At 72.4% G+C, this 26,993-nt stretch carries 21 protein-coding genes, 1 tRNA gene and 1 pseudogene; 7 read left to right on the plus strand and 16 right to left on the minus strand.

Features of this window, described 5'->3' with window-relative positions:
* Window positions 1–178: 178 nt before the first annotated feature.
* The 3 genes from OZ948_18705 to OZ948_18715 all read left to right on the plus strand — a co-directional run bounded on the left by OZ948_18705 (window position 179) and on the right by OZ948_18715 (window position 4,352).
* Window positions 179–805: a hypothetical protein gene (locus OZ948_18705; protein MEB2346757.1), complete on the plus strand. Its 627-nt coding sequence runs from the start codon at window positions 179–181 to the stop codon at window positions 803–805.
* Between the two features lie 464 nt (window positions 806–1,269).
* Window positions 1,270–2,682, plus strand: a complete 1,413-nt coding sequence (locus OZ948_18710) for a TonB-dependent receptor (protein ID MEB2346758.1) — start codon at window positions 1,270–1,272, stop codon at window positions 2,680–2,682.
* Complete coding sequence (locus OZ948_18715) at window positions 2,682–4,352, plus strand: FMN-binding glutamate synthase family protein (GenBank protein ID MEB2346759.1); 1,671 nt, start codon at window positions 2,682–2,684, stop codon at window positions 4,350–4,352. The genes OZ948_18710 and OZ948_18715 overlap by 1 nt, the downstream gene beginning before the upstream one ends.
* Before the next feature lie 513 nt (window positions 4,353–4,865).
* Here the strand turns inward: OZ948_18715 and OZ948_18720 are convergent.
* The 4 genes and pseudogenes from OZ948_18720 to OZ948_18735 form a co-directional block, all read right to left on the minus strand.
* Window positions 4,866–5,417 (minus strand): hypothetical protein, encoded by a 552-nt coding sequence (locus tag OZ948_18720; protein ID MEB2346760.1) that lies wholly within the window; start codon window positions 5,415–5,417, stop codon window positions 4,866–4,868.
* 1,196 nt (window positions 5,418–6,613) lie between these two features.
* A complete protein-coding gene (locus tag OZ948_18725) occupies window positions 6,614–7,291 on the minus strand; it encodes a hypothetical protein (protein MEB2346761.1) in 678 nt (225 codons plus the stop codon).
* Window positions 7,292–8,131: 840 nt separating this feature from the next.
* Window positions 8,132–8,950 (minus strand): annotated as a pseudogene (locus OZ948_18730) (DUF2961 domain-containing protein).
* A 631-nt stretch (window positions 8,951–9,581) separates the two neighbouring features.
* Window positions 9,582–10,538 (minus strand): DMT family transporter, encoded by a 957-nt coding sequence (locus OZ948_18735; GenBank protein MEB2346762.1) that lies wholly within the window; start codon window positions 10,536–10,538, stop codon window positions 9,582–9,584.
* 20 nt (window positions 10,539–10,558) lie between these two features.
* Between OZ948_18735 and OZ948_18740 the strand changes: the two genes are divergently transcribed.
* The 3 genes from OZ948_18740 to OZ948_18750 all read left to right on the plus strand — a co-directional run bounded on the left by OZ948_18740 (window position 10,559) and on the right by OZ948_18750 (window position 12,478).
* A complete protein-coding gene (locus OZ948_18740; GenBank protein ID MEB2346763.1) occupies window positions 10,559–11,410 on the plus strand; it encodes a cyclase family protein in 852 nt (283 codons plus the stop codon).
* A gap of 469 nt (window positions 11,411–11,879) precedes the next feature.
* Complete coding sequence (locus OZ948_18745; protein ID MEB2346764.1) at window positions 11,880–12,113, plus strand: DUF433 domain-containing protein; 234 nt, start codon at window positions 11,880–11,882, stop codon at window positions 12,111–12,113.
* 5 nt (window positions 12,114–12,118) lie between these two features.
* A complete protein-coding gene (locus OZ948_18750; protein MEB2346765.1) occupies window positions 12,119–12,478 on the plus strand; it encodes a DUF5615 family PIN-like protein in 360 nt (119 codons plus the stop codon).
* A 938-nt stretch (window positions 12,479–13,416) separates the two neighbouring features.
* On the opposite strand, the gene OZ948_18755 is transcribed toward OZ948_18750, so the two are convergent.
* From OZ948_18755 to OZ948_18795, 9 genes are all read right to left on the minus strand, one after another.
* Window positions 13,417–13,662 carry a hypothetical protein gene (locus tag OZ948_18755; GenBank protein MEB2346766.1) on the minus strand — a complete coding sequence of 82 codons (246 nt, stop codon included), beginning with the start codon at window positions 13,660–13,662 and terminating at the stop codon, window positions 13,417–13,419.
* A 123-nt stretch (window positions 13,663–13,785) separates the two neighbouring features.
* Window positions 13,786–14,058 carry a hypothetical protein gene (locus OZ948_18760; GenBank protein MEB2346767.1) on the minus strand — a complete coding sequence of 91 codons (273 nt, stop codon included), beginning with the start codon at window positions 14,056–14,058 and terminating at the stop codon, window positions 13,786–13,788.
* 187 nt (window positions 14,059–14,245) lie between these two features.
* Window positions 14,246–14,320, minus strand: a tRNA-Gly gene (locus OZ948_18765).
* Between the two features lie 47 nt (window positions 14,321–14,367).
* Window positions 14,368–15,627: an HlyD family efflux transporter periplasmic adaptor subunit gene (locus tag OZ948_18770; protein ID MEB2346768.1), complete on the minus strand. Its 1,260-nt coding sequence runs from the start codon at window positions 15,625–15,627 to the stop codon at window positions 14,368–14,370.
* Window positions 15,628–15,668: 41 nt separating this feature from the next.
* The gene (locus OZ948_18775; protein MEB2346769.1) at window positions 15,669–18,032 is read right to left on the minus strand and encodes an ABC transporter permease; all 2,364 of its coding nucleotides are present in this window, start codon (window positions 18,030–18,032) and stop codon (window positions 15,669–15,671) included.
* A gap of 7 nt (window positions 18,033–18,039) precedes the next feature.
* Entirely contained in the window at window positions 18,040–18,750 is a 711-nt protein-coding gene (locus OZ948_18780) for an ABC transporter ATP-binding protein (GenBank protein MEB2346770.1), read from the minus strand.
* A gap of 49 nt (window positions 18,751–18,799) precedes the next feature.
* Window positions 18,800–20,113: a nucleotide sugar dehydrogenase gene (locus tag OZ948_18785; protein MEB2346771.1), complete on the minus strand. Its 1,314-nt coding sequence runs from the start codon at window positions 20,111–20,113 to the stop codon at window positions 18,800–18,802.
* A complete protein-coding gene (pgsA, locus tag OZ948_18790) occupies window positions 20,110–20,745 on the minus strand; it encodes a CDP-diacylglycerol--glycerol-3-phosphate 3-phosphatidyltransferase (GenBank protein MEB2346772.1) in 636 nt (211 codons plus the stop codon). Before pgsA ends, OZ948_18785 begins: the two co-directional genes overlap by 4 nt.
* On the minus strand, window positions 20,726–21,409 hold the full coding sequence (locus OZ948_18795) for a lytic transglycosylase domain-containing protein (GenBank protein MEB2346773.1): 684 nt from the start codon (window positions 21,407–21,409) through the stop codon (window positions 20,726–20,728). Before OZ948_18795 ends, pgsA begins: the two co-directional genes overlap by 20 nt.
* Before the next feature lie 104 nt (window positions 21,410–21,513).
* On the opposite strand from OZ948_18795, the gene nadB reads away from it, so the two are divergent.
* Window positions 21,514–23,157, plus strand: coding sequence for an L-aspartate oxidase (gene nadB, locus OZ948_18800; protein ID MEB2346774.1), 1,644 nt, complete (start codon window positions 21,514–21,516; stop codon window positions 23,155–23,157).
* A gap of 367 nt (window positions 23,158–23,524) precedes the next feature.
* Here nadB and OZ948_18805 read toward each other — a convergent pair whose 3' ends face one another.
* The 3 genes from OZ948_18805 to OZ948_18815 form a co-directional block, all read right to left on the minus strand.
* Complete coding sequence (locus OZ948_18805; protein MEB2346775.1) at window positions 23,525–24,505, minus strand: SUMF1/EgtB/PvdO family nonheme iron enzyme; 981 nt, start codon at window positions 24,503–24,505, stop codon at window positions 23,525–23,527.
* A gap of 222 nt (window positions 24,506–24,727) precedes the next feature.
* Window positions 24,728–25,510 carry a glucose 1-dehydrogenase gene (locus OZ948_18810; GenBank protein ID MEB2346776.1) on the minus strand — a complete coding sequence of 261 codons (783 nt, stop codon included), beginning with the start codon at window positions 25,508–25,510 and terminating at the stop codon, window positions 24,728–24,730.
* A gap of 5 nt (window positions 25,511–25,515) precedes the next feature.
* Window positions 25,516–26,961 carry an aldehyde dehydrogenase family protein gene (locus tag OZ948_18815; GenBank protein ID MEB2346777.1) on the minus strand — a complete coding sequence of 482 codons (1,446 nt, stop codon included), beginning with the start codon at window positions 26,959–26,961 and terminating at the stop codon, window positions 25,516–25,518.
* Between the last annotated feature and the right edge of the window lie 32 nt (window positions 26,962–26,993).

Raw genomic sequence — 26,993 nt, forward strand, 5'->3', positions numbered from 1 at the left:
GTGCTGGCCCACAACATCAGCCGCCTGCTGGCCGCAAAGCGGCTTTCGCGCGTCTACTGGCTGGTCGCCCCCGAAGGCGTCTTTGCAGCCCCGGGAAATCAATTCCCGGCAACCCTCTGAGCCCTCCTGCCACGGGGGACAGGCCATGGCTTGTCGAACGCGACTTGCGTGGATCGTGGTGCTGGCCCTCGTCTCGCCGCCGGCCGGCGCCACGGTCGTCGCGTGGCGCGCGACCGGCGTCGTCGGCAACCTGCAGGGCAACACGAGCCTGCTGCCGCTCCCGGGGGCACCCGGCGACGAGTTCGTGCTCGAGTTCTCCTACGACGACGCCGGGGTCGACAGCGAAGCGTCCGCCAACTTGGGGCGCTATCCGATCCTCTCGCTCGTCGTGCGGGTCGCCGCACAGTCCCTGACCATCGTCGACGAAACGATCGGCGAAGGCTCGATCCACATCCAGGCCAACTCGGTCAGCTCGAATGTCTGGAGCGTCTCCGGGTGCAATCCGTGCGGTGCAACCGAGGACGAAGCGCGCTTCAGCCTGTTCATGCCGGAAGGTGCGATCCTCTCGGACGTGCTGACGCCCCCGCCCGACCCGGCCGGCGCGTCCGCCGTGCAGTTCCTTCTGCGCTCCACGGCGCCTGGCGACGAAGCGTTCTTGGTCGGCTCTCTCGAGTCGCTCCAGCCCGTACCCGAGCCCGGCGCGAGTCCCGGCGCGTTGGCGGTGCTCACGGCGCTCGCGTGGCTGCGCCGGGTTCGGGGCGCTCGTCCTCCTGCCCGGCGTCGCATCGGGTCTCACCCAGCCTGATCCAGACCGTCCGCGACAGCGCCGACCGCGAGCGGGCTCGCGGCCGCCCTCGACGTCGCCGTCTCGCCGGACGGCTCGTCCGTCTACGCAATCGACGCCGGCGACGATGCAATCGCGGCCCTCGAGCGCTCGCCGACGGGCGGACTCCTGCGCCTCCTCGGATCGATCCAACGGGAAGGGCGAAGAAGCGGGCTGCGGTCGGGGACGATCGCGCCTCTTCCGCCGTTACCCTCCGGGGGTGTCCTCCGCGCCGGTAGCGCACCACCGATCCTGGCACGGCTCGGGCCGCTGGCGGCAACGCGCGCTCGTCACGACCGCAGAGGGGTGCGTTCGCCACCGCGCGGAGCGCTGCACCGGACGCCGCCATCGCCCACCGCCATCGCTACACCGCTCCTCGCACCCGGAACGGAGATCCGGCGAATCCCCGATCGAGCCTCTCACCCGATCCTCCGATCTCGTTCGGCGTGACCGCACCTGCCCTGCCCACGACCGCGCACGAGAAGGCCCTCGCGGTCAACCTCGCCCCGCGACGCTATGGCACCTTTGCGGAGATCGGCGCCGGGCAGGAAGTGGTGCGCTGGTTCTTTCGCGCCGGCGGCGCCGCCGGGACGATCGCGAAGAGCATCTCCGCCTACGACATGACCGTCAGCGACGCGATCTACGGCCCCTGTCCACGCTATGTCTGCCGCGAGCGCCTCGATGCGATGCTCGACTACGAGTACCGGCTCACCCTCGAACGGCTCGCACCCAAACGTGGCGTCGACACCGCGTTCTTCTCGTTCGCGGATACGGTGACCGCACGGAGCTTCGGCGGCGCCGGCGAGTGCCACGGCTGGATGGGGATCCAGTTCCAGGCGGCACCCGGCGACGAACCGAGCCGGGTGATCCTCCACGTGCGGATGCTCGACCCGGAAGCTGCGCAGCAGCAGGAAGCGCTCGGGATCGTGGGCGTGAACCTCGTCTACGGCGCATGCTTCCTGCACCAGGATCCGGAGCGGCTCCTCCACTCCCTCCTCGACGCCCTGTCCCCGCAGCGCATCGAGATCGACATGATCGAGCTCTCGGGCGCACGCTTCCGCGGCGTCGACAATCGCGTAATGAGCCTGCGCCTCGTCCAGCTCGGGCTTTCCGGCGCTGCGGCGTTCTCGGCCGACGGCAGCGTGGTGCAGCCCTCCGAGTTGCTCCACGGCCGCGCATCGCTCGTCCTGCGGGGAAGCTTTCGCCCGGTCATGCGGGTTCACGTCGACATGCTCCGCTGCGCGCTCGCGCGCTTCCGGAGGGACCTCGCCGGCGAAGAGCCGATCGTTCTCCTCGAAATGACGATGCGCAACCTCCTTGCCGACGGCGAGCTGGACCTGCGCGACTTCCTCGACCGCGCCGACGCCCTGGCCGCGATCGGCCACACCGTCCTGATCTCCAACGACTCGGAGTACTTCCGGCTTGCTGCGTTCCTCGCCCGCTACACGCGGAAGCGGATCGGCCTCGTGATGGGTGGAAACCTGCTGGCGGACCTCTTCGACGAGCGCTGGTACGAGAACCTGGAGGGCGGTGCGCTCGAGGCTTTCGGACGGCTCTTCCGCAACGGTCTTCGCATCTACGTGTATCCGTTCCGCGACGCAGCCGGCCGTCTCACGAGCGCGGAGCGTGTCGACCTCGACGGATCGTTCCGCCTCCTGCACGGCTATCTCCTCGAGCGCGGCTGGATCACCGGCCTCGACGGCCAGGACACCTCGGCCGCACGCTTCCATTCGCGCGAGGTGTTCGAGGCGATCCGCAAGGGCGAGGAAGGTTGGGACGAAGCCGTTCCGGAAGCGGTCGCGCGGCGCATCCGCGAGCGAGGGCTCTTCGGCTGGCGCCGCCACAGGCGACCCTCGTGATGCCGGCGACGCTCGCTGACTGGCTCGCCCTCCTCTCCTTCGGCGTACTTCTCGCGATGTTCGCGGGCCCACCGCTCTTCCTCGTCCTGCTCTGGTCGAGGGATCGACGGCAGCAACAGCACGCGGTGTTGCGCGCGTTCCCGCTGCTCGGGAGGCTTCGCTACCTGCTCGAGCACATCGGCCCGGAGCTGCGTCAATACCTCTTCGACGCGGACGCCGCGGGCAAGCCGTTCTCGCGGAACGAGTTCCTCTCGGTCGTGTTCGCCGCGAAGTACCTGAAGACCCTGATCTCCTTCGGCAGCAAGCGCGACTTCGAGGCGCCGGGCTGGTATCTGCGCAACGCGTTCTTTCCAAGTCTTGCTGGCGACCTCGCCGTCGCGAGCCGACCCGCACTCGAGACGAACCGCTACGAGATTGCGCACGAGGGCCTCTTCCACCGCCGCGAGACACTCGGCCCCGCGCGGGTTGCGCCGTGGACGCTCGACGACGCACACGCGCTCACGCTCGGCTCTGGACTCGCCGCACCGTGGATCGTGCGTGGACTGGTGGGCGTCTCCGGCATGTCGTACGGCGCGCTCGGTGGCCATGCGATCCGCGCCATCGCCGAGGGCGTCGCGATGGCGACCGGGAGCTGGATCAACACCGGCGAAGGTGGGCTCTCCGAGCATCACCTGGCAGGTGGCGGTGACGTGATCTTCCAGATCGGACCGGGCTGCTTCGGCGTTCGCAGCGCGGACGGCCGCTTCGACTGGGACGGTCTGCGCCGGAAGGGCGACCTCGCGCAGGTACGCGGCTTCGAGTTGAAGCTGCACCAGGGCGCGAAGATCCGCGGCGGCCACCTGGAGGGTGCCAAGGTGACCGAGGAGATCGCGCGGCTCCGCGGCGTCGAGCCCTGGAAACCGGTCGACTCGCCGAACCGCTTCCCGTTCCTCGCCGACGTGGACGCACTCCTCGACCACGTCGCCCGGATGCGCGAGGCGACGGGCAAGCCCGTCGGCGTCAAGGTCGTGATCGGCGGCCCGGGCTCCGCCGACGCACTCGCCGACGCGATGGCGCGTCGCGGCGACGGACCCGACTGGATCACCGTCGATGGCGGAGAAGGGGGCTCGGGTGCGACCTACCAGGAGATGGCCGACAGCATGGGACTCCCCGTGCGCTCGGGAATCGTGGTCCTCGACGACGCCCTTCGCCGCGCAGGCGTGCGCGATCGGGTACGCGTGATCGCCTCGGGCCGGCTCTTCTCGGCGGATCGCGCCGCGATCGCCCTTGCCCTCGGCGCCGACATGGTGAACGTGGCGCGCGGGTTCATGATCGCGGTCGGTTGCATCCAGGCGCAGCGATGCCACACGAACCAGTGCCCGGCCGGTGTCGCGACGACGGATCCCGACCGCATGCGCGCCTTGGTCGTCGACGAGAAGAAGTGGCGCGCGATGAACTTCGTGATCACGCTGCGTGCGGGCCTTGCCTCGCTGGCTGCGGCCGCGGGCTTGTCCTCGCCCACCCGCTTCGAACGCCGCCACGCCGTCTACCGCGATGCGGAGGGCCGCGTCCATTCGGGCGATGTCCTCCATCCGCATCCCGAGCGCGAATCGGTCGCGGTCGGTCTCGGCAATCGCGAGCGGGTCGCCGCGCGGCTCCGCGTCTCGCCTGGCTCGCCGACCCGATCGTGAGGAACGGATCCGTACGCTCCACACCGATGAGCCCTCGTCCCGAATCGGCGCGCGAGGTCCGCGCCAGGCCGCGGAACCCGGACCGTCGAGCGCCCAGCTCGAGAAGTCCGGAGCGCGGCGGCGAGCCCCGATCGAAGCGAGCGCACCGACGGCTACGAGCTGTTCTTCCGGACCGGGTGGAACAACCCCTGCTCGCCGACCTCTCTCGACCACCCTCGCCGAACCTGATCGCGGGCGACCCGATGCTCCACGACCTCTGGGCGGCGACGGGCTGCACGCTCCCGTCGAGGTGACGCTCGATGTCTTCGCCGAGGAGGACGTGACGCTGGTGCCTCGCGAGCAAGTCGTCATCGGGTCGCTCGAGGCGGGAAAGCCGGTCGCCATGGACGCGTCGAATACTCCCCGCACGAACGGCTCCAGCTCTTCGCGGGTGGGCAGCCCCACCGCAGCACCTCGAGCGACATCATCTCGGGCTCGTCCGCGAGCAGCCGGGTCACGAGCTCCCGGTAGGGATCAGGAGGCGCGAGCGAGGTGGTGCTTGAAGCGTTCGATGCGCCGGCACGCGCGTTCGGTCAGCGCGAGGCGCAGCTCAGGTCGGCCGTTCGGGCGTACGAATCGGGCGGGCTGGTGGATCCGCTCGAAGCGAGGGGTGTGGAGCGAGGGCAAGACCCAGCCAAAGGTGCGCTTGGACGTCCGCGGTCGCTCGGTGGCGCCCGTGGTGATCGCGAAGCTGCGCACGAGGTCGAGAGTCAGGACCGAGAGCATCTGCCAGGCCGCGTTGGCGAGGCGGTCGTTGGTCGGGATCGCATCGAAGGCGACGGCTTGCTCGAGCTCGGCGAGGGTCTTCTCGTGGGCTCCGCAGCCGGCCATGAAGTACCAGAGCGCGCCGACACCGAGGCCCTTGTTGGTGGCCACGGCCGAGTACTCGAAGTGGCCGTCGGCGGGATCGAAGAGATCGAGCTGGAAGTTCTTGCGGCTCTCGTGGGAGACACGCTTGCGGCAGACGACGACGCGTTCGGTGCGTCCCCACTGGGCGATCGCGAGGCGGGTCTCGAAGCCCTCCACGTAGGCGTCGACCCGCTCCCAGCGCCGCCGCCCGGCGATGACCTCGCGGCCCGAGCCACTTCCACATCGGGACCTTCACGGCGTACTCGACCCCCGGCTCTCCGTCGAGGAAGGCGAGGATCTTGGGCATGAGGAAGGCACCGTCCATCCGCACCTCGATCGGCAGCCGCCGCCCGAGGCGGGCGCGCAGCTCCCCGATCACGATGCGGAGGAGGCCATCGGCGTTGTGCGAGTCGGTGACGTTCCCCGGCCGGCTCCACACGCGCAGGACCTGGCCGAGCTGCGCCAAGTGAGCCGCCAGGGGGTAGTACGACGGGTCTTTCGGGTGGTGGGGGTTGAACCCCCGCACCGCCCCGTCGACCTTCGCCCCGGTGCGCAGCACCGTGCCATCGAGATCCACGGTCCATCGGGTCAGGTGGTGCCGCTCGACGTCCTCGTGCACCAGGTCGCGGATCAGATCCGCGAGCCGCTCGAGCAGCGGCGGCGTGAAGGCCTCGAGCCAGCGGACGACGGTCCGGTCGGCCGGGAGCCGGCGCAGCCCGCAGAAGCGCAGCAGCACCGGGTCCGTAGCGACGAAGGCCAGGTGCGTGACCCTCGTCCCGCCGATCACGAGCAACCCGACGACCGCCAGCAGCAGACGCACGACACCGGAATCGCCATCCAGCGCGGTGCCGCGGAAGGCGTTGGCGATCCGCTGCGCGAGCCCCCGTGCCGCCAGGAAGCGTCCGAACAGCTCGAGGCCTCCGTGGGCCGAGATCCGCTCGCTCGAGAAGGTGATCGGCAGCGGGCTCTCGACGCGGGCCCGAATCGAGCGTCTACTCAACCTCACGAATGTGGCTCCTCGGCGGCGAGTGGTTGGCGGGTACCTCCACTTCGCATACCGACGGAGCCACCTTCGATTCGGTTGCTTCACCACGGTCCGTACTGTCGGATCAGGGATAGGGGACGGGTAAGGCGAACGAGCGGCCAGCTCCGCCGGCGCCTCGCCATCGGCCTCGGCAACGGCGTGGTCGCGGACCGCATACGGCTGTGGGCGATCGCGATGACGAGCGCTTTCCTCAGCTACACCACGCGCTTCGTGCTCCCGTTCCGGGGGATCGACCTCGCGAGGTCAGCCCTCGGAGCGGCGAGCGTCGGAGGCCTCGGCCTCGTCTCGGCCGCGTCGGCCTGGCTCGCCTTCCTGCCCCCCCCGCTGGCTACCTGCGACGGGTGCGCGCTCGCAGCGAGGCGGCGAGCCGAGAGCTCGCCGCGATCGCGATCAGCGCCGCGACCGCCGCCGCAGCGCCGGGCGCCCTCTCCGGCTCCGGCGCGAAGCGCAGCAGGTCGACCCAGTCGCTCACCCGGATCGCGTCGATGCCCTGAGGATCCTCGAAGCCGAAGAAGCCGAGCTGGTCCCAACGGAAGATGAGGTCCTGGCTCGCCGTCGCGACGCCATCCCGGTAGAACACGACCTCGCTGCGTCCGGACTGGTTGTCGTAGGTCGTCTTCGACCAGTGGAATCCGACCCGGAGGACTGGCGGGTCGAATGCGATGGTGCACGGAAGTGACCCGCACGTGATCGGCTTCATGCCGGCACCGGCCGCGTTCGCCGCTTCGACGGGCACCGACACGTACGCGTAGCCACCCGCCTGGGCGGCGTAGGTGCCAGTCACGTTGTCGTCGTCGAAGAAGACACCGAGATCCGCGTAGCGGTCGCCGATCAGGTACGCGGGGCCGAAGTCCCCGGGGTCGTCGAGCACCGGCAGCTCCTCGAAGCTCAGCACGGGGTCTCCGGCGAAGTCCTCGAGCGCGAGCAGACGCAGCGAGCTGCCCGGCTCGTTCTCGAAGCGGAGATCGTCGAGCGCGACGTTGTCCGAGAAGTCGGTCGCGATCACGATCTCCTCGATCCCGTCGGGGATCCTCGAAACCGAAGAAGGCGAAGGAGCCGCCCGGCACGGCGACCTGCACCTCTTCGGCGACGGCCTCGCCGGGCGCCCGCAGCCGGATCGGAACGGCGAGCGCCTGCCCGGCGCCGAGATGGAAGCCGACGCGCACCGGCGGGTCGGGAAACGTCATGCGATAGTCGGCGTCGGGGAGCAGCGCGCCGCCCGTCCCGAGACCGAGCTCGCTCGCGGACGCCGCGAGCGCCACCGGATGACTCCCGGCGAACCATACCGACTCGGGGGTCTGGTGGAAGATCACGGAGGGGTCGATCGCCATGTCGCCACCCGCGAAGGAAGCGGGGAGGAGCGGGGGCGGTTCGAACGTCATGCGTGTCGTCGTCCGGAATGCGGTCGCGGGGATCTGCGTGACCGCGGCAGACGACGCGATCGGCGCGAGGACGGCGCACACGAGGACGGCACCGAGCGCGGCGCGGGACATCGCCTTCATCCGGAACGACGAGTGCGCGCTCGCCGCGAGCCGGGACTTCGCCACGATCCCGGCCAAGCCGCGGCGCCGTCGAGCGTCCCCGCCGGCGATTGCGCCGGCGATCCCCGTCAGCACCGCTCCGAGCATCCGCTGCATTGCACGCTCGCGCGCACCCGACGCCACAGGGCCGGCGACGGGGTAGCCAAGGCGATCAGGGCCGTTACGCCGACACCCTCCAGGCAGTGGCCTCCGAGCCGGTACCGTGTCCCCTACTGGAGCGGGGTCGATGTCGCAGAACACGACGTCGAGCCGCGGCGCGAGGACGTTCCGGCAGCCGCCGGCCCCGCGAGGGGGCGAGGAGGAGGTCACCCCCCGGCGCGGGCACGTTCGAGGGCGAGGGCGAACCGGCCCTCGTAGAAGGGCACGGCCACGTGCGCCACGGCCGCCAGGTCGTCGAGGTGACCCGCCATCCAGGCGAAGGTGGCCACGCGGGCCTCCTCGTACTCCGGGGGGAGCGGGGGAAGCAGGGCATCGCGGTCGGGCAACGGCGGTAGGGGCGCCGTCCGGCCGGTCTGGTACCAGTAGGCGACCGACGAGTAGTCGTTGGCGAAGTTGTTGGCGTGCCCGTGCTCGATGGTCCAGCGCAACGAGGTGCGGAAGCTGATCGGATCGTTCACGTACCAGCGGTACATCCCCACCAGTCCCGAGAAGTCGGGTCGTTCCACCAGGTGAAAGCCGGTGAAGGGTCCGGCGTACTCCGCGATCGGGCAGGCACCCCCGCCGAACACCTCCTCGGTCCCGGTGCCGTGGATGCGGGGCGGCCAGACGTCGTCGTCGACGAACACCATGTCGTCGCCCTCGCCGTACCAACCCCCGGCGATGTTGTCGATCTCCAGGAGGATGCCTACGAGGTGCCCCTGCCCGGCCGCGTCGAGGGCGACGTAGTTCTCCCGGCCGTCGGTGTTGGTGCCTGCGTGGAGCGGGGTGTCGACCGGCTCGCAGGCGGGCACGGTGGGTCGCTCCTGGCGGTAGCTGGCGTGGAAGCGCAGCGTGCCCTCGGGCAGGGGCTGGGCGTAGCGCTGGTGATCGACGTGGAACCACAGGCACCCGAGCGGCCCGCCGAGGAGCCGGGATCCCCGGTTCTCGATGGTGATCCGGGCCGACTGGTACGGCATGGGGAAGTAGGCGTTGAGCCCGAAGGACGCGCCCCATCCCCGGGTTCACGGCCACCAGGGCGCTCTGGAAGCAGCGCACCCGGCCGTGGCACAGGGCGAAGAAGTCGCCGAGGGGCACCTCGACCGAGGGTGTCTCCTCCCCGTCCCAGTAGCAGCGCAGGATGGCGTCGCGATGGTCGGTGAGCTCGGGTCCGACCATGGCGCAGTACAGGTGGGTCACACATCCGGGGCCCGCTTCGTCGAGCAGCACCACCGTCTCGCCCGGGTGGACCCGCACGAAGTCGTCGTTGGCGCCGGAGCGATCCCACGACGAGGACCGGCACGTCTCGACCGGGCGAGGCCGCAGCCAGGAGCGGAAGGCCACGTCCTGGACCGGATGCCGCTCGACCGACGCCGTGCCGCGGCGCCGGTGCCGGCTGTCGCTCACGATCTCGCCCATCGCGCCCGGCTCCTCGGCACGACCGGCCCTCGGTGTAGCAAACGCGCCCGCTCCTGGTACGGCGCCACCGGAGGATCCCGACGCGGCGAGACCGACGTCCCCCTCCACGGAGCCGCGTCGTCGAAGGGAACCTCGAAGACCTGCGGCGGGTAGCCCGTGCGGCCGAAGGCGACCGCGAACCGGCCTGCAGCCCGCGCGTGCTCACGACGACGCCTGCACGGCGGGCTGCGCCGTCACGCGCTCGCCGCGCAGGGTCGCGAGCGCCACGCCGACCGCGATCAGCGCCGCGCCGAGCAGCGACGCCAGCGTCACCGGCTCGCCGAGCCCGAGCACGCCGATCGTGAGCCCGACCAGCGGCTGGACGAACACGAAGATCGCCATCGTCCCCGCGCTCACCTCGCGGAGCGCGCGGTTCCACGCGACGGTCGCGACGGCGGTGGCCAGGAACGCCAGCAGCAGCACCCAGCCGAGGGCCGGCAGCGCACGCGCCGGGTCGAAGGGCTCGGCGAGCGCAAGCGGGACGAGCGGCAGCCAGGAGATCGCGCCGGCGCGGATCGCCACCTGGAGCGGATCGTGGCGCGCCACCAGCGACTTCGCGGCGAGCGTGTAGATCGCCCAGCACAGGTGGCCGGCCGCCATGACGAGGTCGCCGCCCAGGTGTCCCGCGCGCGGGTCGGCCCCCGCGGAGAGCGAAGGCAGCACGATCAGCAGCGTCCCGGCTGCGCCGAGCCCGCCGGCGAGCAGGTGCGGCGGCCCGAGCCGCTCGCGCAGCACCAGCGCGGCGCCGAGCAGGATCCCGATCGGCTCGAGCGGCGAGAGCAGCGCGCCGTGGGTAGCCGTCGAGAGCGTGAGCCCGATCGCGCCGAGGAGCTGCGGCAGCGCGAACCCCGCCCAGGCGAGCGTGAGCAGGAGCGCCACGTCCCGCCGCGTCCACGGAGCACGGGCGGCCGCTGCGCCGCCGCGCACGCGGGCGCCCCAGACGGCAAGCGCCAGCAGGAACAGCGTGCCCAGGATCTGGCGCGCCACGACGAGGCCGAAGGGCCCCATCCCCTCGAGCGCGAGCTTGGTCACCGCCGGCGTTGCTCCGCCGATCCCCTGCGCCACCCAGATCCAGACCAGGGTCGACCACCGCATCGCCGCACCGTAGCAACGGCCCATCGGCGCTACCCTCGGCCGCGATGGACGCGACGCCGCCGCGCACCGCCTCTCGAGCCGCCGGCTCGGGGCTCGTGCTCGCGATCCTGCTCGGTCTCTCCGGTCTCTCCGGCTGCGCGCGACCCGCCGCCGATCCCTTCGCCGGCGCCGTGATCGTCGACCTCAGCCACGCCTTCGGCGACGACACGATCTTCTGGCCCACCGAGACGGAAGGCTTCGTGCTCGAGCCGGTGTTCCACGGGCGCACCGAGGGCGGCTGGTGGTACGAGGCCAACCGCTTCCGCACCGCGGAGCACGGCGGCACGCATCTCGACGCGCCGGTCCACTTCGGCGAGGGCGGGCACGCGGTGGACGCGATCCCGGTCGCCCAGCTCGCCGGACCCGCCGTGCGGGTCGACGTCTCGGCGGCCTGCGCGGCGGACCCGGACCACGCGCTCACGGTCGCCGAGCTGGCCGCGTTCGAGGCCGTGCACGGCCGGATCCCGGACGGGGCGCTGGTGCTGATCTACACCGGATGGAGCCGGTTCTGGCCCGACCGCGCGCGCTATCTCGGCACCGAGGAGCGTGGGCCCGCAGCCACCGCCGCGCTGCGCTTCCCCGGCGTCTCCGCCGGAGCCGCGCGCTGGCTCGCGGAGCAGCGCCGCGTGCGCGCGGTCGGGATCGACACCGCCAGCATCGATCCCGGCGTCTCGACCCGCTTCGAGGCGCACCAGGCGCTCGCGGCCGCCGGGGTGCCGGGCCTCGAGAACCTGACGGGCCTCGACCGCCTGCCGGCCCGCGGCTTCTCGGTGGTGGCGCTGCCGATGAAGATCCGCGGCGGCTCCGGAGCCCCGCTGCGCGCGATCGCGATCGTGCCCGCCCCCGACACGCGCTAGTTCTCGCTCGAGCAGCGAGCGGGTCGCCCTTCTCACGGGCCGGCGCGAGCCCGGACGCCGCTCGACGAGCGGACCCCGACCCGGTCGTGGAACCGGCCCGGCGCTGCGCCCAGGATCTCGGCGTCCGGCCGCGGAAGCTCGACGCGGCCCGCCCCACCTTCGCGACCCTGGCCCGTCCCGATCCGTCTCGGGCTCGGGAAGCGGATCCCGAACACGGCGGCGCCCCCGGCGCAAGGGCGCGGGGGCGCTACGAATTCCTGGAGCACGAGACGGGATTTGAACCCGCGACCCTCACGTTGGCAAGGCGTCGGAAGCCCAGGAAATAGCGAGAGGTTGCAGCTCCTGCATTGCCACGGCATGCGAGGAGCGGCGGCAGCCGGCAGGCAATACGTCTCGGCGTCTCCATCCGTCTCCGAGGGCAGGCCTGCCGCTGGCGGATCCGGCGGTATCGTCCCGTGACGGAGGCGCCATGACCCGCTTCGAACGCATCACATCCGACCCCGAGCGAATGAACGGCCAACCCTGCATCCGTAGCCTGCGCCTCACCGTGCGCCGCGTCCTCGAAGCGCTCGCCATCTACCCGGACCGCGAGGCTCTCCGTCGCGAGTATCCGGAGCTCGAGGACGAGGACATCCGCCAGGCCCTCGCCTATGCGGCCGCAGCGCTCGACGACCGGTTGCTCGATCTGCCGAGATCGGCTTGAGGCTCTTGCTCGATCAGGGTCTCCCGCGCAGCACGGTGGAGCGTTTGAGCGAGCGCGGAATCGAGACTGTGCACGCCGCGGATGTCGGGCTCGCTGCCGCGCCAGATGCCTCGATCCTCTCCTTCGCCCGCGAAGAGGGTCGCGTCGTCGTGACGCTGGACGCGGACTTCCACGCGCTTCTCGTTCGATCGGGCGAGGGAGCGCCGTCCGTGATTCGACTCCGCATCGACCGCGCGACGGCGGAGCTCGTGACCGAGCTGGTCGTGTTGGTGCTGGATCGCTGTCGCGAGGACCTCGAGAACGGCGCGATGGTTTCGACGAATGGCGCGCGCGTGCGCGTGCGGCGACTCGTCGGAACGCGCTGAGACGACACGGACAAGACGACCAAGCGGGCTGTTGTCGAGGGCGTTCCCCGTTATGGCAAGACCGTCCGGGGAGCGAACTCCAAGCCGGCAGGCCACCTCCTGGCCACCTTCTGACGTTGCGACCACGATCGCGCCGAAGTGGTCGGCGATCCGCCTCGCCGGGCCGGGCAGATCGGGACGGCCCAGGGCACCGTCGAGAAGGTCTCCAGGTTCTCATGTCCGAGATCCAGGTGTTCGACATGGCTGGCGCCACCGCGCCGCTGGCGGCGAGCTGTGAGCCGACCACTGCCAGCTCCGGCGCTCGAACACCCTGCGGGCCGCGCGCCTCTGCGCGCACGCGCGGCCCGTGCGGCACGGGCCTTGCTCTCATTCGACCCATGATGCGGCGCCAATGGTGAGCGAGGATTTCGAGAAGGCCATCCGCCTGGCCGATCGACTCGCTCCGGCCCAAGAAAGCCGCAGTGGTCCTTGGGCTCTCCGAGCGCACCTTTCGAGCGCTCCTGCCCTCGCTCCCTCACCTTCGCGCCGGCGGCGCCATCCTCGTTCCCGTGGACGCACTCCGGCGCTGACTCGACCAGCAGGCCGCGCAGGATCCGAAGCGAATCGAGGCGGTCGTGAGCGAGACGCTCCGATCGATTCGAGGTTGATGGGTCAATGGCCGCCGGCCGATTCTCCGGCCCGGTGGCAGCGCGCAAGAAGGCATCCGGCCGGGGCGGCTGGCGCCCGGGGGCGGGCAGAAAGCCGGCGTTCGAGGACTCCGTCGACCGCACGATCCGCTTCGAGCGACGGGACCTGGGAGCGCTCGAGGGGCTGGCGACGGCGCGCGGCTTGACGACCTCGGATCTCGTCCGGGAGGCGGTCCGGGTCTACCTGGCCCGGAGTCGGGCGCGATGAGCGCGAAGGTGATCTGGTACCGGGACGTGGTGGGTGCGCACGCACTACCACGGCAGGAAGCGCGACCGGCGGATCGGACCCGGCAAGGTCGACAGGAAGACCGCCGAGAAGATCGCGGCGCAGATCAACGCGAAGCTCTCGCCCTCGGCGAGTTCGCGGCCGAGGACAAGGCCGAACCGGCACCCCAGCCGATCCTGTTCGGCACCCGAGCCCGGGAGTGGCACCGGCTCTACGCGGTCACCTTCAAGCCGCGCTTCCACAAAACCTCGCTCGCGATCCTCGACAACCACTTGGTGCCCTACTTCGGGGAGCGAGACCTGCGCGACATCTCCGAAGCGGACCTCCTCGAGTACATCCGGCGGAAGCTCGACGCGGGACAGAAGCCGGCAACGATCCTGACGGCGCTCTCCGTCCTACGCCGGGTGCTCAACCTGGCCGCGCGCGACGGCGTGATCGCCCGCAATCCGGCGAACGGCGTCGGGCAGCTCATCGCACGCGCGGCTCGCCGGGAGGACCCCGAGGTCGCGATCGTCGATGCCTGGACCCGGGACGAGGCCGAGGCGCTCCGCCGCGCCCAGACGCTCGGGGTCCGGCCGCTCAAGCTCCACGCGGGCGGCCACACGTTCGCGACCCTGGCGCTCGAAGCCGGCCGCAGCATCCGCCTCGTAGCCGAGCAGCTGGGCCACGCGAACCCGGCGCTGACCCTCCGGGTCTACGCCCATGCGGTGCCCGTCGAGGGCGGCGACCTCTCGTTCGCGGACTTCGGAGCGACCGGGGACGTCTCCGGACGTCTCTATTCGTCTCCGCCTCTCGAAGCGGATCCCGAACACGGCAGCGCCCCCGGCGCAAGGGCGCGGGGGCGCTACGAATTCCTGGAGCACGAGACGGGATTTGAACCCGCGACCCTCACGTTGGCAACGTGATGCTCTACCACTGAGCTACTCGTGCGGACCGGGGGGAGGTACGGGACGGGCGGGCCGGCGTCAAGGCCGGCGTCAGGGGCGCGGAGCGCCGGGCGCAGCGGGGGCAGCGGGCGGCGCCGGAGGCGTCGGGGCGGTCGGGGCGATCGGGGCGGTCGTGGGGTGTGGGGCCACCCGGGTGCCGTCGTGCAGGCGGTCGCTCGGGTGGAGGATCACGGTCTCGCCCTCGGCGAGGCCGCCCCGGATCCCGGTCTGGAAGGCGCCCTGCTCGCCGGCCTCGACGAGGCGCTCGCGCGCCCGCCCCTGCTCGACGACGAAGACCGCCCACTCCTCACCCGCGCGGAACAGGGCGCTCGCGGGGACCTGGAGGACGTCGGGGGCCTCCCAGACGACGATCCGCACCTCGACGCGGTAGCCGTCGCCGAGCCGGGGCTCGGGGCGGAGCAGGTCCGAGATCACGTTCACGCGCTGCTCCTCGACGCCGAGCGCGGAGATCTTCGTGAAGCCCGAGGGCTCGACGCGCCGCACCCGCGCCTCGAGCGCGCCCGGGCCGCCCCAGTCCTCGATGCGCACGCGGTCGCCAGGCGACACGCGAACGGCGTCGCGCGAGAGCAGGTCCGACACGATCTCGAGCGCGTGGGGGTCGCCGATCTCGACGAGCGGCGTGCCGGGGGCGACGATCCGCTCGCTCTCCTCGAGCACGCGCAGGACCTCCCCGGCGACCGGAGCGCGTGCGGCCACGCACGGGGTGTCGCCGGCGCACGGCACCCCCGCGCCGGAGCCGTCCCCGGACGCAGCGGTCCCGCCGCCGGCTGCGATCAGGAGGGCCCGCGCCGCCTCCACCTCGTGCCGCGCGGCGTCGGCCGCGTAGCGCGCCTCCTCGTGCTCGCGCGCGGCGCTGGTCTCGGCAAGGCGCGCCTGCTCGCGCGCGTCGTCGCTGAGGGTGCCGGCGCGGTGCAGGCGCTCGGCGCGCGCGGCGTCGCGCTGTGCCTGGGCGAGCGCCGCCTCCGCGAGCTCGACGCGCGCCGCGGCGGCGCTCTCGGAGGCCTGCGCGGCCTCGAGCCGGGCCTGCGCCGCCGCGAGGTCGCGAGGGCCCAGGGGAGCGGGCTCGATGCGCGCCACGACCGCGCCGGCCGCGACCGGGTCGCCCTCTTCGAGCGCGATGCGCAGCAGGCGCCCGGCGGTCGGCGCCGCCACCACGTAGCGCTCGCGCACGCGCGTCTCGCCCTCCTCGTCGACGGTGACCTCGAGCGGGCCGCGCCGCGCCGCCGCCACGTCCACCGCGATCGGCTGCGGGCGCCACAGCCAGTAGATCCCCAGGGCGGCGGCGGCCACCGCCGCACCCCACCCGACCGGGCGCCCCCACGACCGGCGCCTCACTCGCGGGTCTTCAGCACCTCGACCAGGTCGATCCGGTCGAGGCGCAGGCGCACGGCCAGGCCCGAGGCGAGCGCCGCGAGCGCCACCACGAGCAGCGCGAAGGCGAAGGTGCGCTCGCTCACGACGAGCGGCATGCGGAAGAGCTCCCACTGGTAGGACGCCGCCAGGGCGGCGCACAGGCGATAGCCGATCCAGAAGCCGAGCGGGATCGCGGCCACGGTGAGGAGCGCCTGCTCGCCGAGCAGGAGGAGCGCCACCTCGCGGCGCGTGAAGCCGAGCACGCGCAGGCTCGCGAGCTCGCGGCTGCGCTCGGAGAGCGCGATGCGCGCCGCGTTGTAGACCATCGCCGCGGCGATCACCGCGGCGAAGGTGACGAGCACGGTCGTGAAGACGCCGAGGCTCCGCGCGAGCGTGTCCTCGAAGCCCTGGAGCGCTGCGCTCCGCGTGGTGGCGCCGGCCACCGCGGGCATGTGCTTGAGCGCCGCGTAGACGCGCGGGGCGGCGCGCGCATCCACGCGCAGGAAGGCGCCCGAGAGCGAGGCGTCCTCGCGCAGCAGCCGGTGCAGCGCGTCCGCGCTCATGTAGGCCGAGAGCCCGAGCAGCTCGTCGGCGAGGGCAGCCACCCGCACGGTCCGCACCGGGCGCTCGCCCTCGAGCACCTCGACCGTGAGCGCATCGCCGGGCCCCACGCCCAGGATCTCGGCGAGCTTCGTGGTGAGGACCACGCCGGCGGGCGGCACCGGCACGGCGGCCAGGTCCGCCGCGATGATCCTGCGCAGCTCGCCCCCGGGTTCGAGCCCGAACACCGGGATGCGCCGCTCGACGTGTCCGTGGCGCAGGCGCGCCGCCACCACGCGGAAGGGCTCGGCGCGCCGCACGCCGGGCAAGGCGGCCAGCTCGTAGCGGGCGCGCACGGGGCGCGGGTCGTGGAAGAGCACGGTGAGGTCCTCGCGCTGCACGAGCCGGAACTGCACGTTGCCCAGGTACTCGATCGCGTCGACGAAGAAGCGCCCGACGATCAGGATCGCGACGGCGAGCGCGATCCCGAGCACCGAGAGCGCCGCGCGTCCGGGCCGGCGGGCGAGGTTGCGCCAGATCATGCGCACCGAGGCGGGCAGGCGCGCCGCGGCTCCGCTGCGTTCGAGCCAGCCCGGCCGGAAGCGCGCCGGCGCCTCGGGGCGCATCGCCTCGGCGGCCGGCAGCCGCAGCACGCGCCGCACGGCGCTCCCGGCGCCGCCGATCGCCGCCAGCGCCGAGACGCCGACCGCGATCGCGATCACGCTGGCGCCCGGCGCGTAGCGCAGGAGCGGGAAGCGGTAGAACTGGCCGTAGAGGCGGTTGATCTCGGCGGCCCACCAGAGGCCGAGGAGCACGCCGCACACGGAGCCCAGCGCCACCCACGCGCCCGCGAAGGCGAGGTAGTGCGCGCCGATCCGCGCCGGCCGGTAGCCGAAGGCCTTCAGCACCGCGATCTGCTCGCGCTGGGTGGCGACCAGGCGCGAGAGCACGATGTGGAGCAGGAAGGCCGCGACGCCCAGGAAGATCGCGGGCAGCACGGTGCCGAAGACCCGGTTCTGGCGGATCTCGTCGGAGAGGAAGCGGTGCGAGACCTGGTCGTCGCGCCCGTAGGCGCCAAGCCCGCCCCAGCGCTCGAGGAGCCGGTCGAGGCGCGCGATCACCTCCTCCTCGCTCGCGCCCGGCAGGAGCCGCAGCGCCACGTCGTCGAAGGCGCCCTCCATCTCGAAGGCGGGTCCGAGCGCGTCACGGCTCATCCAGAGCACGCCGAAGCGGCGGTTGTCGGGAAACAGGTTGGTGCCGAGGAGCTCGTAGACGTACTCGGGCGAGAGCCCGATCCCGACGATGCGCAGGGCCTGCCAGCGCCCGTCGAGCACCGCGCCGATCCGGTCGCCGGGCGCGAGCCCGTTGGCCTCGGCGAAGGCCTCGCTCGCGATCACCTCGTCGCGGCGCCCGGGCTCGAGCCAGCGGCCGCGGCGCAGGTAGACGTCGTTCAGCACGGGCGTGTGTCGCTCCGGCACGGAGACCAGGCGCCCCGTGGCGGGCTCGGGCAGGCCCGGCACGTCGAGCGTCACCTCCGCCACCACCCGGGTCTCGACCGCCGCGACGCCGGGGATCGCCGCGATCTCGCCGCGCAGTGCCTCGGGCGCGCGCACGAGCTGCGCGAAGACGTCGGCGAAGCGGTAGCGCGCGTAGTAGTCGGCCCGCGAGGCCAGCAGCGACTCGTAGCCGACCCGCGTCGTCACGACGGTGGCGACGCCGCAGGCCACCACGAGCGCGATCGCGAGCCCCTGGCCGCGCAGGATCCAGAGGTCCCGCCAGAGCTTGCGGTCGAGGGCCTTCACCGCGCCCTCACCAGGCGAGCGCGGCCGGCGCGAGCCGCTCGGTGTTGCGGCGCGCCTCGACGATGCGCCCGCTGCGCATGCGGATCACGCGGTCCGCCATGCCGGCGATCGCGGCGTTGTGGGTGATCACCGCGGTCGTCGTGCCGAGCTCGCGGTTCGCGTGGGCGAGCACCTCGAGCACGCGCACGCCGGTCTCGAAGTCGAGGGCGCCCGTCGGCTCGTCGCAGAGCAGGACGTCCGGGCGCTTGGCCACCGCGCGGGCGATCGCCACGCGCTGCTGCTCGCCGCCCGAGAGCTGGGCCGGGAAGTGGTCGGCGCGCGCTTCGAGGCCGACCAGCGCCAGCGCCTCGCCCGGGTCGATCGGCCGCTCGGCGATCTCGGTCACGAGCGCCACGTTCTCGCGCGCGGTCAGGCTCGGGATCAGGTTGTAGAACTGGAACACGAAGCCCACGTGCTCGCGGCGGTAGGCCGTCAGCGCCTGCTCGTCGTCGGCGGTGAGCTCGTGGTCGAGGAAGCGCACGCGGCCGCGGGTCGGGACGTCGAGGCCGCCCAGGATGTTGAGCAGGGTCGACTTGCCGCTGCCCGAAGGGCCCAGGATCACCACCAGCTCGCCGCGCGCGAGCTCGAGGTCCACGTCGCGCAGCGCGTGCACCTCCACCTCGCCGACCCGGTAGACCTTGGCGAGGCCCTCGGCGTGGAAGACGACCTCGGGCTCCATCGCCCGGCCAGTATACCGGCCGGTGCCCTGCCCTCGTGGCCGGGAGCGCCTAGAGCTTGCGCACCTTCTCGCGGTGGTTCCGGACCTTCTTGGTCGCGTTGCGGGTGTCGAAGACGCGCTGGGCCCGGTCCACCACGCGCTGGTAGTCGACCGCCTCGTGGTCGGTGACGATCACGACGAGGTCGGTTGCGGCGAGCGTGGCGTCGTCGAGGTCCACGCTCTTCAGCACGTGCGCGCCGACGTGGAACTCGGGGACGTGGGGGTCGTGGTAGTCGAGGAGGGCGCCCTTGCGGAGCAGGCCCTCGGCCACCTCGATGGCCGGCGACTCGCGCATGTCCGACACGTTCGGCTTGTAGGCCACGCCGAGCAGCAGGATGCGCGAGCCGTTCACGGCGATGCGGTCCTCGTTCAGGATGTCGCCCGCGCGGCGCACGACGTGGGTCGGCATCTGGGTGTTGATCTCGGTCGCGAGCTCGATGAAGCGCGCCGGGAAGTTCAGCGCCTTCATCTTCCAGGAGAGATAGGTCGGGTCGATCGGGATGCAGTGGCCACCGAGGCCCGGGCCGGGCAGGAACTTCATGTAGCCGTAGGGCTTGGTGGCGGCGGCCTCGATCACCTCCCAGACGTCGAGGCCGAGGCGGTCGCACATCAGCGCCACCTCGTTGGCGAGGCCGATGTTGATGGCGCGGAAGGTGTTCTCGAGGAGCTTCACCATCTCCGCGGCCTGCGAGGACGACACCGGCACGACCGTCTCGAAGACCGGCTGGAAGACCTTCACCGCGAGCTCGGTGCACAGCGGCGTCTCGCCCCCCACCACCTTCGGGACGTTCTTCACCTTGAACTGCTTGTTGGCGGGGTCGATGCGCTCGGGCGCGAAGGCGAGCCCGAAGTCCTTGCCGACCGTGAGGCCCGAGGCCTCGAGCAGGGGCAGGAAGAGCTCGTGGGTGGTGCCCGGGTAGGTGGTGCTGCCGAGGATCACGAGCTGCCCGCCGCGCAGGCGCTTGCGGATCTCCTCCACGGCCGACGCCATGAACGAGAAGTCGGGGTCCTTGGTCTTGGTGAGCGGCGTGGGCACGCAGACGTTGATCACGTCGCAGCCGGCCAGCTCGCTCATGTCGGTGGTGGCGTGCAGGCGGCCGCTCTCGCGCATGGCCGCGACGTCGGCCTGCGGGACGTCCTCGATGTAGGAGCGCGACTCCTGGATCGCGCGGGCCTTCTCGGCGTCGAGCTCGAAGCCGGTCACCGGGAAGCCCACCTTCGCGAACTCGACCGCGAGCGGCAGCCCCACGTAGCCGAGCCCCATGACACCGATCCGCGCCTCGCGGCCCTCGATCCGGGCCCCCAGGTCCCCCAGTCTCGTCATCCTCGGTTCTCCTGCGGGCGTCGCTCGCCCGCGGCGAAGTAGCTCGCGAAGTAGCCGTAGCCGGACCAGAGCGTCAGCACGGTCGCGGCCACCAGGAAGGCCAGCCCCACCGTGTGTGCCGGCAGGCCCCATTGCGGGGTCGGGAAGAGCAGCGCCCCGATCGCGATGTTCTGCAGCAGCGTCTTGAGCTTCCCCGGCCAGCCTGCCGCCATGATGTGGCCGTCGGCCTGGGCGAAGCCCCGCAGGCCCGTGACCGCCAGCTCGCGCCCGATGATCACCACGACCATCGGGGTCCCCCAGACCGGGATCCGCCCCGCCGCGAGCAGCACGATCAGGGCCGTCGCGGCGAGCAGCTTGTCGGCCAGGGGGTCGAGGAGCTTACCGATGCGGGTGACCTGCTGCCCGCGCCGGGCCAGCCAGCCGTCGAGCAGGTCGGTCACGGCGGCCACGATGAAGATCCAGGCCAGGACCTGGGAGCCGAGGCGGCCGGCGGCGAGCGGGGGGAAGAGGAGCAGGACGGGGACCGCGCAGGTCCGCAGGATCGTGATGGTGTTGGGGAGGTTCCAGAGCCGCTCGGCCGGGGGGGCGGCCGGCGCCCGGACCGAGCTCGGCTCATCGAGGGAAGTCGCCATCGTAGCGGCGATAGTACTGGAGGACGCGCTCGACGTATTGCCGCGTCTCCTGGTAGGGCGGGATCCCGCCGTACTGGTCCACCGCGCCCGGCCCGGCGTTGTAGGCCGCCAGCGCCTGCTTCCAGTCGCCGTAGCGGTCGAGCATCGCCCGCAGGTAGCGGGTGCCGCCGGTGACGTTCTCCTCGGCGCTGAAGGCGTCCTCGACCCCCAGGTCCGCGGCGGTCGCCGGCATGAGCTGCATCAGGCCCTGGGCGCCCTTGCTCGAGACGGCGTGGCGCTGGAAGTTCGACTCGGTCTTGACGACGGCCTTGACGAGGGCCGCGGGGACCCCGTGGCGCAGGGCAGCCCGCTCGATCAGGGCGTCGTAGGAGCTCGGCTCGGGGCGGCCCTCGGGGAGCCGGAGCGAGCTCATGGCGTAGCGGATCTCGCGCCGGCCGAGCCCCAGGATCGAGGAGCGGCGGGTGATGATGCTGATGCCCTTGCCGCTGCCGTGGATCGTCGGGCGGTACTTCGCGTAGCTGCGGCTGGTCGGGGAGTCGGTCAGGTGGACCACGCCCTGGTCGTCGACGAAGCGGTAGACTTCGGCCGGCGCGCTCCCAGCCGCCAGCAAGGCGGCGGCGAGCGCCCATGCGACGAGCCCCGGGTTCCTCGATCGTGCCGGCAAGCCTGCTTCCCCTCCCTCCGGGGAACCGTTCTTGGCAGGTCGAGGCCTCATCGGGCGACCCGGAGCCCGGCCTTAGCCCTGCGATAGACTCGGCGGGCCCCGCCATGTCGGAACGTCACGACTTCGACTTCCTGGTCCTCGGCAGCGGCCTGTCCGGTCTGTTCTTCGCGCTCCGGGTCGCCGACCAGGGGCGGGTCGCGATCGTGACCAAGCGCAGCGCCGACGAGTCGGCCACCGCCCAGGCCCAGGGCGGGATCGCCGCCGTGCTCGGCTCCGACGACAGCTTCGAGGAGCACCTGCGCGACACGCTCGTGGCGGGCGCCGGCCTGTGTCACGACGACGTGGTCCAGCATGTCGTCGAGCGCGCGCCGGCGGCGATCGAGGCGCTCGTGCGCCTCGGCGTGCGCTTCGACCCGGCGGCGCCGGGCGCCCCGAGCGGCGGGGGCTACGCCCTCGGCCGCGAGGGCGGGCACACGCGGCGCCGCATCCTCCACCACCGCGACGCCACCGGCCGCGAGCTCGAGCGCGCGCTCCTCGAGCGCGCCCGCGCGCACCCCCAGATCGGCTTCTTCGAGGACCACCTGGCCGTCGACCTGATCACGGCCCGGCGCTCCGGCGCGCCGGGCCCCGAACGCTGCCTCGGCGCCTACGTGCTCGACCGCACGAGCCAGCTCGTGCACCGCTTCCTCGCGCCGATCACGCTGCTCGCGACCGGCGGCGCCGGCAAGGTCTACCTCTACACCTCGAACCCCGACGTGGCCTCGGGCGACGGCGTGGCGATGGCGTATCGCGCGGGCGCCACCGTCGCCAACATGGAGTTCATGCAGTTCCACCCGACCTGCCTCTTCCACCCGCACGCGAAGTCCTTCCTGGTGACCGAGGCGGTGCGCGGCGAGGGCGGCATCCTGCGCACCCGCAGCGGGGAGGCCTTCATGCCCCGCTACCACGAGATGGCCGACCTGGCGCCCCGCGACGTCGTGGCGCGCGCCATCGACGCCGAGCTCAAGCGCTCGGGCGCCGAGCACGTGCTGCTCGACATCACCCACCGCGATCCCGCCTTCGTGCGCGAGCGCTTCCCGAACGTGCATCGCCGCTGCCTCGAGTTCGGGATCGACATGACGCGCCAGCCGATCCCGGTGGTGCCCGCGGCGCACTACACCTGCGGCGGCGTGCGCACGGACCTGCGCGGCGAGACCGACCTGCGCAACCTCTTCGCCGCCGGCGAGGCGGCCTGCACAGGTCTGCACGGCGCGAACCGGCTCGCCTCGAACTCGCTCCTCGAGTGCGCGGTCTTCGCCGACGCCGCCGCGCGCGAGAGCCTGAAGCGGGTGGGCGAGGCCCCGGCGCCCGAGAGCGTCCCGGCCTGGCAGGCGCACTGGGTCCGCGACAGCGACGAGGCGGTCATGATCACCCAGAACTGGGAAGAGGTGCGCCGCTTCATGTGGAACTACGTGGGCATCGTGCGCAGCAAGAAGCGCCTCGAGCGCGCGCGCCACCGGCTGGCGCTGCTCCAGGACGAGATCGACGACTACTACTGGAACTTCCGGGTGACCCCGGACCTGATCGAGCTGCGCAACCTGGCGCTGGTCGCCTCGCTCGTGATCGAGTGCGCCGACTGGCGCAAGGAGAGCCGCGGCCTCCACTACAACCTCGACCACCCCGAGACCGACGACGCGCGCTTCCGCGTCGACACCCTGGTGCGCAAGGCGGTCGGCGCGGGGCCACGGGTGGACGCGCCGGGCGCCTGAGCGCGAGCGCGCCGAGCCGGCGACGAAGGCTCACGGGCAGAGATCTCGCGCCCACGCAGCACCGCCAGCTCGTGGTTCGCGCGCGCCAGGAGGCCCGCCTTGTGCGGCCCGGGCGGGCTCCAGGCGGCGTCCATCCGGGTGTCCAGGATCGCGAGGCTGCGGTCCGAGAGCGCTGGCCGAAGACGAAGCGCTGGCTCTTGGGGAAACTCTCGACGCGCTCGAGCAGCCAGCGCGAGAGGTCGCAACCCTTCACGAGCAGGATCGGCGGTTCGCCCCGCCTGGCCAGCGCACCCCCCGATGCGCGAGCCGCGCGGCTTACGCCGCGCGGCCCCGGACAAGGGCCAGAGAGCCAGAGGTCAGAGGGCCGTCACGAACTTCTTCGCTTCCAGGAGAGCCCCGCTAGACAGGTCATCACTGTCATCCCGAGAAGCATCGTTCCGGGCTCGGGGACCGGACTCGCGACACGAAACCCGACGTCGCCGTCCTCGTAGGGCGGGTAGCCGACGCCCCCGTACGACGCGGCGAGGTAGCCGGCATCGTAGCCCCAGCCCCCACCCCGGATGCCCCGGCGCGGGCCGCTCACGATCTGCTCGTTCCACTCCCACACGTTCCCACCCTGGTCGAAGGTCCCGTACGGGCTCGCCGAGCCCGCGTAGGCGCCCACGTCCGTTACGTTGCCGACGGCGTTGTCGCAGTTCGCGGTGTTCGGCGCTGCCCCGGGCGCCACGCAGCCGGTCTGCGTGTTCGTTCCGGCCGGGTAGTCGAAGTAGGTCGCCGAGAGCCCGTCATAGTAGGCCGCCTTGTACCACTCGTTCTCGCTCGGCAGGAACGCGATCGCGCCCGGATTGCGCGTCACCGTGTACCCGTTGCTCGGCGTCGCCGTGCCTCCGAGCAGCGTGTAGGCACCGGTCTCCGTGTCGCCGCTGCCCTGCCCGTTGTGCAGCCAGTTCGTGAAGCGCATCGCGTCGTAGAACGACACGTAGTTCACCGGCTTGTCCTCCCAGCCGGCCTTCACGGCGTACGTGTAGCTGCCCGGGGAGCCGCTCCGGGTGATGCCGCCATAGGTCGCCATGTCGGTGCTGTAGAGCGCCAGCGGATCCGACCCTGCCTTGGCGTTCAGCAGCTCCGCGTACTGCGCGTTCGTGACCTCGTACCTGGAGATCCGGAATGCGTCCGCGACCGCGCCGCAGCTCGCCGAGAAGCAGTTGCTGCTCAGCGTATCCGGTGCATTGCCGGCGTCACCCACCAGCACCCAGTCGATCGTCACCGCGGAGGCCGGGGCCGCGAGGAGTCCGAGGCCGGCCACCAGTCCGAACCACGTGAGGAGCGGGAGCACACGAATCCGCATCTGCCTTCCGCTTCCCAGGAGCGACCGCGAGAGCGCAGCCGAGCAGGGTACTCACTACGCTACCCCCTCCCTGGGGATCAAGCGAAATCCTGCAAGCCGACCCTGCGGCTACGGGCCTCGACCGCCTGTGCGGGACGCTGGAGCAGGGCTTCGAGCGGTCGGACTTCGCGACGGGCGCGGCGCGGCAGGCCGTCGCGTGACGAGGACGGTCTCCGAGGCGTCTCACTCGGGCGTTACGTACGCCGCCGTGATGCCGCCGTCGACCAGGAAGGTGGCGCCGTTCACGTAGGACGACTCGTCGCTCGCGAGGAAGAGCGCCGCCTTCGCCACCTCGGCGGCCTCCGCGAGGCGTCCCATCGGGACGTGCACGAGGCGGCGCTGGCGTGCGGCCGGCGTCGAGAGGAGCTGCGCGAGCAGCGGCGTGTTCACGGGGCCCGGGCAGAGGGCGTTGGCGCGGATGCCCTGGCGGGCGTACTCGATCGCGATCTCGCGGGTCATCGCGAGGACGGCGCCCTTGCTCGCGGTGTAGGCCACCTGCGAGGTGGCGGCGCCCATCACCGCGACGAACGACGCGGTGTTGACGATCGAGCCCCCGCCTGCGCGCAGGAGCGCCGGGATGCCGTGCTTGCAGCCGAGGAAGACGCCCCTGGTGTTGACCGCGAGTACGCGGTCGAAGGTCTCCTCGGGCGTATCCACCGGCGAGCCGTCGTCGGCGGGGAAGATACCGGCGTTGTTGAAGAGGACGTGGAGGGCGCCGAAGCGGCGCTCGGCCGTCTCGACGGCGGCGCGCACGTCGGTGCTGCGCGCGACGTCGCAGGCGACCGGCTCGGCCTCGCCGCCGGCGGCGCGCACCGCCTCGGCCGCCGTCCCGGCCGCGGCGCCGTCGAGGTCGGCGATCACCACGCGCGCGCCCTCGGCGGCGAAGAGCCGCACCGCCTCGCGCCCGATCCCGCTCGCGCCGCCCGTGATCAACGCCACCTTGCCCCGAAGCCTCGGCTCGCCCACGCGCCCTACCCCTCCGTCTCGAAGTACAGCGACTTCGTCTCCGTGTAGCCCTCGAGCGCCTCGACCCCGAGCTCGCGGCCGAGGCCGCTGCGCTTCCAGCCGCCGAAGGGCGACTCGAGGAAGACGCTGCGGCTCGTGTTCACCGACAGCACGCCGGTCTCGATCGCGCGCGCCACGCGCAGGGCGCGGCGTGCGTCGCCGGTCCAGAGCGATCCCGAGAGGCCGTACTCGGAGTCGTTGGCGAGCGTCACCGCCTCCTCCTCGTCGCGGAAGGGCAGCACGGCCACGACGGGGCCGAAGATCTCCTCGCGGGCGATCCGCATCGAGGGGGTCACGCCGTCGAAGACGCAGGGGGTCAGGAAGGCGCCGCGCGCGAGGGCGCCGGCGCGGGGCACCTCGCCGCCGCAGACGCGGCGCGCGCCCTCCTGCGCGCCGCTCTCGAGGTAGCCCTGCACGCGCTCGCGGTGCGCGGGCGAGATCAGCGAGCCCACCTGGGTCTCGGGGTCGAGGGGGTCGCCGACGCGCAGCCGCTGCGTGGCGGCCGCAAAGGACCCGACGAGCGCGTCGTGGACGCTCGCCTCGACCAGGATCCGGCTGCGCGCGCAGCAGTCCTGCCCGGCGTTGCCGAAGACCGAGAGCAGCGACTTCGCGACGCAGGCCTCGAGGTCGGCGTCGGCGAAGACCACGTTCGCGGACTTGCCGCCGAGCTCGAGCGACACGCGCTTGATGTCGGGGGCGGCCAGCCGCAGGATCTCGGCGCCGTTGCTCGAGTCGCCCGTGAAGGAGACCTTGCGGATCGCGGGGTGGCGCACGAGCGCCGCGCCGACCTCGGCGCCCGGCCCCGCCACGACGTTGAGCACGCCGTCGGGGAGCCCCGCCTCGCGCGCCAGCGCGCCGAGGCGCAGGGCCGTGAGGGGCGTTGCGCTCGCGGGCTTGAGCACCACCGTGTTGCCGGCCGCGAGGGCGGGCGCGAGCTTCCAGGCCGCGATCAGGAGCGGGAAGTTCCAGGGCACGATCAGCGCGCACGGGCCCACGGGCTGGCGCAGAACCACCGAGAGCCCGCGCCCGTCGGCGGGGGGCACCCGGCCCGAGAGCGCCGTCGCTGCCCCCGCGTAGAACTCGAAGCACTGGGCGGCGGTGGCGACCTCCCAACGCGCGTCGGCGATGGGCTTGCCGGTGTTGCGGGCCTCGAGCGTCGCCAGCGCGTCGGACTCGGCGCGGATGCGCGCGGCCAGGGCGAGGAGCGCCCGCTGGCGCTCGGCCGCGGTCGCGCGCGGCCAGGGGCCGCTGCGGAAGGCGCGCCCGGCGGCGGCCGCCGCCGCCTCGACGTCGCCGATCCCGCCGCGCGCCACCTCCGCCAGGGGCGCGCCGAGCGCCGGCTCCGCCACCTCGGCCGTCGCGCCGTCGGCCGCCGGTCGCGCGCTTCCGTCGATCCAGAGCAGGTGTTCCATCGCGCCTCGCTTGGGGACAGACCCGGCGATCC

The organism is Deltaproteobacteria bacterium (genome assembly GCA_035063765.1).
Lineage (GTDB): Bacteria > Myxococcota_A > UBA9160 > UBA9160 > PR03 > CAADGG01.